Below are 5,746 nucleotides of genomic sequence, written 5' to 3'. Positions count from 1 at the left end.
ATGCCTAGGCCTTTGCTTCTACCAAGGTGTCCGGTTTAAATGGGGGCCACTACAGAAAGAGCATTCGGTGGGAGTGGACTAATGAGCACGAAGGCCTCAATAACTGCTGGTAGCGATCACCACCTCTATTTTGAGGAACTATTGGACGACGCCCCCAGGAATGTTTTTTTGGAACTCACAAACCCGCGCGAGTTCTCTATAGCCCGTGATTACTTCCATGGTAAGACCACTGAGAATCTGATTGTCGAGATTCCGTCAGAAGTTATGGACGATATCGCCATTGCTTGGATCAAGAAGCGGGGGCTGCAGGGTGCTGTAGGTGGTCCTGTTGGCGCCGAGTTCGGTGGCCCAGATTGCCCTTGGGATTAGTGGTAGCTGACGGCACTCCTAAATGTGGGTGATTCTGATAGATGGGGGTGAGGAAGCGTGGGATGGAACTGACGAGAGAAGTCGCACTGGTGTTGAGTCTTGCCCCGGTTTTGCTGTCTGGAGTGGCCTATTTGGTCCATGTTTTGAGGGTGGCGAAACGGGAGCGCTAGGAAATTTTGGCTGATATCGATGCCGAGGCGCTGGGGATGATGAGCAGGCCCTACTGCTCAATGGGCCCTGGAATACTGGGTTGGTGAATTTGCCGGCCTGAACGGAGCAAGAATATGTACAAGGTAATGCGAGAGCGAATACGTCAAGCGGAGGAACGGAATCGCCGCAACATGCCTCTCATGGTGGCGAGGTTTAGACAGCGCCTTGAAGATGAAGCGAAAGGGATCCCGATGAGGGCGATACGCCAGGACGACATCTATGAGATAAGCGAGGATGGATCGTTGAGGAAAGTTTCCAGGAGCCTGTAATCCCAAACCCATTATGCTCTCAAAAGGTCGATAGGTTTCAGGAGCTAATCCCATTTGCCTTCTGTTCCAATGCCTCCCTCATGTAGAGATGCAATGAGCGGGCACGCGATGCTGTCCGGCTGCGCGTGGCATTGACTGACCATTTCGCTCAGAGCCTTCTCGATTCTTACCAGCCTTTCGATCTTTTCGCGCACATCCTTCAGCTTGTGCTCGGCGAGCGCACTGGCCTCTTCACAGTGGGTACCATCTTCTAGCCGTAGGAGGTCGCTTATCTCGTCGAGACTGAAACCCAGTTGCTGCGCCGTTTTAACAAATGTCAGCCGATCAATATCGGCGAAACCGTAGCGGCGAATACCACCTGGAGGTCGTTTGGGTTCCGACAAAAGACCTCGCCGCTGGTAATAGCGGATCGTCTCGACATTTACATTGGCCGCCTTGGCCAAGCCGCCAATAGTCAGTGAATTAGCTTTATCCAACATGATGCTTGACTCCGTACTTGACTACGGAAGTAACCTTATCTTATCGAGTCCATGGGCAACAGGTGTAAACGTCATGTCGAAACTCAAATCTAAATCCGGAGGTGCTTCTCTCGCTGTCGGGGGGATTGCTGGAATTCTCGCCTCGGCTTGCTGTCTCGGGCCATTGGTACTTATCACTCTGGGCGTTTCCGGTGCCTGGATCGGCAACCTGACAGCTTTGGAGCCCTATCGACCGCTGTTCATTGGCGCGGCCATCGTCGCCATGTACTTTGCCTGGCGACGAATCTATCGCCCTGTAGAGCAATGCTCACCCGGTGAAACGTGTGCGATCCCTCAAGTCCGAAAGACCTATAAGGTGATTTTTTGGGTAGTTACGGCTCTGGTACTGGTCGCTTTAGTGTTTCCTTACATTTTGCCTCTATTCTACTAAACAGAGATTTTTCTCATGCGTAAACAGTTTGTAGTTGCCATGTTTCTCACTTTACTCAGCATGTCCTCCTGGGCTGCGTCTCAAAACGTGACTCTCTCGGTGCCTGACATGACCTGTTCCGCGTGTCCGATCACCGTCAAGCTGGCCTTAAGTAAGGTGGAAGGGGTATCGCAAGTTTCCGTGAGCTACCCTGATCGAGAAGCCGTCGTCACCTTTGACGATGCGCTCACTTCCATAGAGGCGCTCACCAAGGCCACGAGCGACGCTGGTTACCCCTCCACTCCCTCGGCCTTAGAGGCGACCCCGGAGGGGCAATGAAGAATCCGAAGAACCTGCTTAGGGTTGGCATAGTAGGGACTATTCTGGTTGCACTATGCTGCTTCACACCGATTCTGGTCATTTTGATGTCCACCGTGGGACTGGCCGCCCTGACGGGCTATCTCGACTATGTGCTTCTTCCGGCACTGGCGGTATTCATCGGCCTCACGGTCTATGCGTTCTGGCGGAAAAAACACTATGACGCCAGCTACGAGAGCAACTTCAAAGCTCCAAGGGATTTCCCGAGTGAAAAATGACAACAAACTGCATATTGCGGTAATCGGCAGTGGCGGAGCCGCCATGGCGGCTGCCCTGAAGGCAACAGAGCGCGGTGCCCGCGTCACCCTGATTGAACGTGGGACTGTCGGCGGCACCTGCGTAAATGTTGGCTGCGTGCCCTCGAAGATTATGATTCGTGCAGCACATATCGCGCACCTGCGAAAAGAAAGCCCGTTTGACGCGGGCATCAGTGCTGCGGCTCCTGAGGTAGACCGAGCAAAACTGCTTCAGCAACAGCAGGCACGGGTGGAGGAGCTGCGTGAGACCAAGTACGAAAAGATACTTCGAGAACACAAGGACATCACAGTCCTGAACGGTGAGGCCCGGTTTGTCGATATCAATAGCTTGGTAGTCACGCTGGCTGAGGGTGGTGAAAAACCGGTTCATTTTGATCGCGCCTTTATTGGAACCGGAGCCAGACCGGCAGAGCCGCCAATCACGGGGCTGACAGACACTCCTTATCTGACATCAACCAGTGCCTTGGCGCTGGATACCGTTCCCAAACGGCTGATCGTGATTGGTGCCGGTTTCGTTGCCTTGGAATTGGCTCAGGCATTCGCCAGACTCAGCAGCAAGGTTACCGTTTTGGCCCGGAGCCGTTTGTTGTCCAGTGAGGACCCTGCAATCGGGGAAACTATGGATGCAGCGTTCAAGCGAGAAGGGATTGAGGTGCTTCGCGAGACCGCACCTAGTCAAGTGGACTATAGCGACAACGAGTTCATCGTCGAGACGCCTACTGGCACCTTGCGAGCCGATCAGCTGCTGGTGGCGACCGGTCGAACGCCCAATACCGAGGCCCTGAACCTGGCGAGCATTGGCGTGGAAACTTCACGCGGCGCAATTCAGGTGGATGAGCATCTGCAAACCACGGTTCCCGGAATATACGCTGCCGGAGACTGCACCAACCAACCGCAGTTTGTCTATGTCGCCGCTGCCGGAGGCAGCCGGGCCGCCGTCAACATGACGGAAGGCGAGGCCAAACTCGACCTCACTGTCATGCCTGGGGTCATGTTTACTGATCCTCAGGTAGCCACCGTTGGCCTCACTGAAGCCGAAGCAGTTGCACGGAGTTATAGCGTGGACACCAGGCTGCTCGACTTGGAAAACGTGCCGCGTGCGCTAGTAAACTTTGACACTCAAGGATTTATTAAAATGGTGGCAGAGCGCAGCACAGGCCGTTTGCTCGGGGTGCAGGTTGTCGCAGCGGAAGGTGGTGAAATTATCCAAACGGCAGTGATGGCGTTACGAGCAGGTTTGACCGTTCAGGAAATCGGCGATGACTTGTTTCCTTATCTGACCATGGTTGAAGGACTCAAGCTCTGTGCGCAAACGTTCACCAAGGATGTAAAACAGTTGTCTTGCTGTGCCGGTTAAGTGATGAGACCTCAGCTTTGGGTGGAGCTTGTGGTTCTCCATTCAAGAGGTGATCGCCAGACGCTTACGATTAATGATTCAAAGTCAGCAATAATGACGCAGTCAAATTCCCGCAATGATAAAGCGCGCCTCCTAATTGCTTGGCTTGTCCATCTTTGAAGCTTCTGCAGCATTTCGGACAGCCAACTCTTTAATCCATCAGCTCAAGTTTAAGGTCCACGCCCAGGGTTGCGGCCAATCTGCTCATATTCTTGGCGGAGATGTTGCGCCTCCCTCTCTCGACATCACTTAAATAGGGACGCTGGAAGCCGCACAGCCTCGCGACATTTTCCTGAGTGAGCCCCTTTTCCTTTCGCAGTTCGCGCACTCTTTCTCCGAAATCGATCAAAAATTGCTCATTTTTGTTTGACATGCGAGATCCGTCGTCTAATTTCAAATAGTACCTTATAAGTTACATAGTCGACGATAAAGGAGGAGTGGTCAAATGCTCTCCGAAGAAGAAGTTGTCGAAAGATGTACTCAGAGAGGTGTCTCTGGGAAGGGAATAGAAATTGTGCTTGCCGTGCGCTCTTCACCGCCTGCTAGAAGGGTCAGAAGCTCTTCTCGGATTGGGTCATCTGCGTTCACGTTTGCCAGTCGAAAGATGAGGCAGACGATTCAAGCAGAAAGTCTCTCGATTGAACTTCCCGCCATTTATAAGCATGAATTTTACCGCGAAGTTTACGAATTTTATGACCAGCCTTCTGAACCCCTCTTTCTGGAATATCGAAGTAAGAAGGGCAGAAAGGTAAAAGCGAAGAGCACTGCCGATTTTTTCGTAATCAGTGACGATTTCATCGGGTGGGAAGAGTGGAAGCCGCTCGAAAAAGTAATTCAGCTCGCTGAGGAGATGCCCGGACGTTTTGTTTTTGACGAGAAGTCCGGTCGATACATAAGTCCTCCCGCTGAAGATTACGCAGCTCGATTTGGATTGGGGTTTCGGGTGATGACCAGTCAGGACATCAGTTATCGCCTTACTGAGAACTTCCAGTATCTCAAAGACTTTCTGTACACCGAGCCAGAAAAATATTTTGAGAAAGTTAACGAAAGTAAGGTTTTCGGTGATTGTCGGTGGGTTTTTCTTTCCGAAGTTCTCGAGGCTGGCAGCGTTAATCCTGACGACCTCTTCCATTGGATTCTCAACCAGGATGTCTTTGTCGATTTGGAAAAGGATCTTCTTCGTCAACCAAGATACTGCCGAATATTCAGAACTCAAACAGATTTTCTTTTACTCGAAGACGTGAAAAGCGTCTCCCGACATAAAGACCCTCGGCTCGGGGATCGGGTAAATTTTTGCGGGAGTGTTTACCGTGTTTCGTCGATCAATCCTCAATTCTATCTCCTCGAGGATGATGCTTCTGGAACAAAAAGCATTCCGAAAAAGCTTCTGGATGATCAGTTGGCGAGTGGCGCTGCATTCCTTCACATAGAGGATCAGGGGGCGGTTTTCAGCATGCTACAGAAAGCTGGACCGCGAGAACTGGAACAAGCCAATCATCGCCTAAAGATTCTCGATGAGGTCAAGGGTGGTAAACCGATTGAAGAGGTTGCGAAGAGGCATAGTATTTCCGAGCGTACAGTCAGAAACTGGCTCCGCCAATTTAACCTCTCTGAACAAGAGTTTGGTGAAGGCTTTGTGGGATTGATTCCAAAGATTTCCTCGAGAGGTAACAGGGAATCCAGGCTAGATCCCGCGACCAGATCTCTTATTGAGTTGACTGTTGAAGAGCATTACCTGAACAAGAAATCACCACCGCTCTCACATGCGTTTGGTTTGTTTCTTCACGCCTGCGAAAAGAGCGGAATTCCGACGGTTTCTTTCAAGACATTTTCTTCATTTGCAAAAAGCATTGATATGGCAAAAAGGGTCAGAGCCAGATCAGGTGACAAAGCGGCCTATCAGCATGAAAGCGGCTCAAACAAAGTGGCAAGCCCCCGATACGGTAGACGCCTGGTAGCGTTACACTAAACGCAAATCT

The 5,746-nt window shown here is 51.5% G+C and carries 8 protein-coding genes; 6 read left to right on the top strand and 2 right to left on the bottom strand.

Annotated elements, in window-relative coordinates:
* The first annotated feature begins 81 nt into the window (after nucleotides 1–81).
* Nucleotides 82–369, top strand: a complete 288-nt coding sequence (locus tag RO069_RS10860) for a hypothetical protein (RefSeq protein ID WP_328187449.1) — start codon at nucleotides 82–84, stop codon at nucleotides 367–369.
* A 523-nt stretch (nucleotides 370–892) separates the two neighbouring features.
* Here the strand turns inward: RO069_RS10860 and merR are convergent.
* Complete coding sequence (merR, locus tag RO069_RS10855) at nucleotides 893–1,327, bottom strand: Hg(II)-responsive transcriptional regulator (RefSeq protein ID WP_328187447.1); 435 nt, start codon at nucleotides 1,325–1,327, stop codon at nucleotides 893–895.
* A 73-nt stretch (nucleotides 1,328–1,400) separates the two neighbouring features.
* Here merR and merT point away from each other — a divergent pair, with 73 nt between their 5' ends.
* The 4 genes from merT to merA are packed head-to-tail and all read left to right on the top strand — an operon-like array spanning nucleotide 1,401 to nucleotide 3,728.
* Complete coding sequence (gene merT, locus RO069_RS10850; protein ID WP_328187445.1) at nucleotides 1,401–1,757, top strand: mercuric ion transporter MerT; 357 nt, start codon at nucleotides 1,401–1,403, stop codon at nucleotides 1,755–1,757.
* Nucleotides 1,758–1,772: 15 nt separating this feature from the next.
* A complete protein-coding gene (gene merP / locus RO069_RS10845; protein ID WP_328187444.1) occupies nucleotides 1,773–2,075 on the top strand; it encodes a mercury resistance system periplasmic binding protein MerP in 303 nt (100 codons plus the stop codon).
* Complete coding sequence (gene merF / locus RO069_RS10840; protein ID WP_328187442.1) at nucleotides 2,072–2,332, top strand: mercury resistance system transport protein MerF; 261 nt, start codon at nucleotides 2,072–2,074, stop codon at nucleotides 2,330–2,332. The genes merP and merF overlap by 4 nt, the downstream gene beginning before the upstream one ends.
* Nucleotides 2,274–3,728, top strand: a complete 1,455-nt coding sequence (merA, locus tag RO069_RS10835) for a mercury(II) reductase (RefSeq protein ID WP_442915364.1) — start codon at nucleotides 2,274–2,276, stop codon at nucleotides 3,726–3,728. The genes merF and merA overlap by 59 nt, the downstream gene beginning before the upstream one ends.
* Before the next feature lie 190 nt (nucleotides 3,729–3,918).
* On the opposite strand, the gene RO069_RS10830 is transcribed toward merA, so the two are convergent.
* Nucleotides 3,919–4,140 (bottom strand): helix-turn-helix domain-containing protein, encoded by a 222-nt coding sequence (locus RO069_RS10830; protein WP_328187439.1) that lies wholly within the window; start codon nucleotides 4,138–4,140, stop codon nucleotides 3,919–3,921.
* Nucleotides 4,141–4,212: 72 nt separating this feature from the next.
* On the opposite strand from RO069_RS10830, the gene RO069_RS10825 reads away from it, so the two are divergent.
* Nucleotides 4,213–5,736, top strand: a complete 1,524-nt coding sequence (locus RO069_RS10825) for a helix-turn-helix domain-containing protein (RefSeq protein ID WP_328187438.1) — start codon at nucleotides 4,213–4,215, stop codon at nucleotides 5,734–5,736.
* Nucleotides 5,737–5,746: the final 10 nt, after the last annotated feature.

The organism is Marinobacter sp. OP 3.4, from assembly GCF_036224885.1.
Classification (GTDB): Bacteria; Pseudomonadota; Gammaproteobacteria; order Pseudomonadales; family Oleiphilaceae; genus Marinobacter.
The sequence above is the reverse complement of the archived record's forward strand: the minus strand, read 5'-3'. Positions and strand labels throughout refer to the sequence as shown.